The following is a 2,938-nucleotide window of genomic DNA, read 5'->3' on the forward strand; positions in this document are numbered from 1 at the left end:
CACAGGACCCCGGATCCCCGGTAGCCGACCGCGCCACCCTGCCCTGCTTCCAGGCCGTGATCATCGGCTCGATCAACGCCCACTGCTCATCCGATAAGTCGCTCGGGTACGCCCGTCTGTCCATGAGTCGCAGAACATCACCCGGGCCCCGACTGGCACGCCAGTACGGCCGACGTTCACACGAACGGGCGATCACGAACCGAGAGAAAGGGGACTTAACGTCCTCTCAGGCATCCAGGAATCTGCGAACCGGCGCGCTTTCGCCCGCACGGATTCGAAGACATCGCTGCTGCTCGGCCTCACCGGCATCCTCATTGCCGGCGTGGCCGCGCTCGGCAAGGCACCCACCTTCGCGCTCGCCCTAGCCGCCGTCGGCATCGCGGCCGCCGTCGCCTCCGCGCTGCTCTCGGTCCTGGTCGTCATGCCCAAACTCGACCCCACCAGGTCCAACGGATTCTCCCGCTGGGCCCGCTGCACCGACCCGGACCAGATCCGCGAGGCCCTGGCCGACGACGTCCGACCCGCCCGCCTGCACGCCCTCAGCGTGCTGTGCGAGCGCAAGATGCACCTCCTCCAGTGGGCGGCCCGCCTCGCACTCGTCGCCGTCCTCGCCGTCTCCGCCGCGGCCCTCCTGTCCGCCGCCGCCTGACCACCCACCACCCCACCCCGTCGGCGGACCTGAAGAACGAGTTCTACGAGCGGGTCCGCACCGAAACCAGCCAGGTCCCCGAACCAGAACAGCTGCTCCGGAAGACCGTCGCCCGCCTCAAACAGGCCGTCGCCGATCAGAACGCCGAGATCCGCGAACTCCGCCAACAGATCACCCGGCTCACCCTCGCCGCAGCGGTACTCACCCACGACCGGCACGCACAGCCCTGCGCGGACCTAGGCAACGTCGTCCTGCTGCCCCGCCGTCCCGACGGCCCCGGGGCACCTGAGAGCGACCCGGGGCCGTCAGCGGGCTGAGTGTTGCGTCAGGCGGCGAAGACCCTCAGCAGGTCGCGGTAATTGCCTGTTCCTGAGGCCAACCTGACAAGTTGATGAGTCGTTGCCCTCGGGCTCAGCGGCCGTGGCCCAGACTCGATCAGATCAGACCGCTCGCTAGTGCGGGTGGTGGCTTGGCGTTTTCGGCAAGGGGGGAACGGGGTAGGCGAACGGTCGGCCGTGGACGAGTTGCCGTACGGTGCTCAGAAGGCCGTAGTTACGGGCGAACCACGGCACCTCGTCCAGGACTTTGGCCGAGTCGTTGGTGACGAAGGCGTCGACCATGGTGCGCAAGGAGTCCGGGACAGGGCTGTCGGTGAGGCAGAGCCAGGCGAGTGCGGCCGCGACGCGGACATCCGCCGGCTGATCCGGGTCGGGCCACAGGGTACCGAGCCATCCGACAGTGTCGGGTTCGCAGTGGCCGCGGGCCAGTTCTGCGCAGGCCAGGACGAGGGCCGCACGGACATGTGGTTCCTGCTCGACGGCCAGCCTGGCCCGCAGCGCCACTGTGATGGGACCGAGGTGGTCCAGTGCAGTAGCGAGCGCGTCGGCGGCCGCAGTCCGAACGTCCGGGACCGGATCGTGGAGCAGGGGCAGGAGCAGGTTGGTGTCGGCGGTGATGGCCAGGCGTGAGGCTTCGATGGTCCAGGTCATCAGGTAGCCGTCGCAGGAGAAGAACCAGCCCGGTTGGACGGTGACCAGGAAGTGCTCGCGGGTGGCCCCGTAGTCGCCGTAGCGGGCCACCCCGGCGGCCAGGCCCAGGGCGCGGGCGCGCCACGGTGTCGCCGGGACGACGCCAAGGCGCAGCAGGAACGGCACGAGCAGCGGGGCACTGGCGTTGACCTGGTAGTCAGGAAACAGGTGGATGGTCAGGTCGGTGAGTGCGCGGCGGGCTGTCCCGGGGTCGGCGGAGCAGGCCTGCACGAGCAGGCGCTTCACCAACAGGCCGTCGCCTGGGCCGTGGTCCAGCAGAAAGCGTTCCCAGGGCACCTCGTCGAGCTGGAAGCCGTCCTTGACCGCCTGGGGCATTCGGGCGAGTACCGTCCGCGAATCCAGCCCAATGCCCTCGTAGACCTCCCACCCCTCCTGGCCTATCCGCTGCAGGTCCCACACCAGATCATCGCCCGTCATGCCCGCTCCCTCTGAAGATCAACAGCCATGCCTACCATCTGGTGCCGACGGCGGGGTCCACGGTGGCGATCCGAGAGTCGGCGGCCGCGGTTGCTCCCAGCGCCCTGCGCGCCCTGGCCAGGAGCCGTTCGGTTCTCCGTCACGGAGCTGAACAGAAGAACTTGACAGACATCCCATGAGCTGGAGTGTCAAGCAGTGAGCCTGTGGGCTCAGCGGAACGACTGACCAGACCGGGGCCGCCCCGGGTGTTCAGCTGATAGGCGCGCTGCGGGTCCGGCGGGGTCTGTACGGTCTTCGGCTCTGGCCCGTAATCGGTGGTAACGAAGGGTGGCAGGCGCCGTCGGCATGATGTGCGAGGTGTCAACGAGCTTGTGAGCGTGGTGTTTTCGGGGTTGTCGGCGCTGGTCATCGAGGATGTGGCGGACGAGGGCGATCTGATCCGGGTGACGGCGCGGACCCGGGATGATCCGGTGCCGTGCCCCGTGTGTGAGACGCCGACAGGGCAGGTGCACTGTTTCCACGGGCGGATGGTCGCGGACGTGCCGGCGGACGGACGGCGGGTCGTCGTCTCGCTGAGGCTGCGGCGCCTGGTGTGCCCGCCGCTCGACTGCCGACGGCAGACGTTCCGCGAGCAGGTTCCCGGCGTCGTGGAGCGCTACCAGCGCCGCACCAGCCGCCTGGCCGACCAACTCGGCTCGGTGGTAAAGGAGTTAGCGGGCCGGGCGGGCGCCCGCCTCTCGCGCGTGCCGGCCTGCTGGATCTCCCGCTCGACCGCCCTGCGCATGCTCATGCGCAGGGCACTACCGCCGCCGCGCGTCCCGCG

5 protein-coding genes are annotated in these 2,938 nt (G+C 69.2%); 3 read left to right on the forward strand and 2 right to left on the reverse strand.

The window, feature by feature from the left end; all coding sequences use genetic code 11:
• A partial coding sequence (locus KS423_RS48290; RefSeq protein ID WP_374120038.1) for a transposase occupies nt 1-124 on the reverse strand: 124 nt, incomplete at its 3' end.
• Nucleotides 125-322: 198 nt separating this feature from the next.
• Between KS423_RS48290 and KS423_RS42380 the strand changes: the two genes are divergently transcribed.
• Complete coding sequence (locus KS423_RS42380) at nt 323-649, forward strand: Pycsar system effector family protein (protein ID WP_224285034.1); 327 nt, start codon at nt 323-325, stop codon at nt 647-649.
• Nucleotides 577-966, forward strand: a complete 390-nt coding sequence (locus tag KS423_RS42385; RefSeq protein ID WP_224285035.1) for a hypothetical protein — start codon at nt 577-579, stop codon at nt 964-966. The genes KS423_RS42380 and KS423_RS42385 overlap by 73 nt, the downstream gene beginning before the upstream one ends.
• Nucleotides 967-1,101: 135 nt before the next feature.
• On the opposite strand, the gene KS423_RS42390 is transcribed toward KS423_RS42385, so the two are convergent.
• Nucleotides 1,102-2,115 (reverse strand): HEAT repeat domain-containing protein, encoded by a 1,014-nt coding sequence (locus tag KS423_RS42390; RefSeq protein ID WP_224285036.1) that lies wholly within the window; start codon nt 2,113-2,115, stop codon nt 1,102-1,104.
• Nucleotides 2,116-2,495: 380 nt separating this feature from the next.
• Here KS423_RS42390 and KS423_RS42395 point away from each other — a divergent pair.
• On the forward strand, nt 2,496-2,938 hold a 443-nt coding region (locus KS423_RS42395; RefSeq protein ID WP_224285037.1), incomplete at its 3' end, for a transposase family protein.

The organism is Streptomyces sp. LS1784 (genome assembly GCF_020103755.1).
GTDB lineage: Bacteria > Actinomycetota > Actinomycetes > Streptomycetales > Streptomycetaceae > Kitasatospora.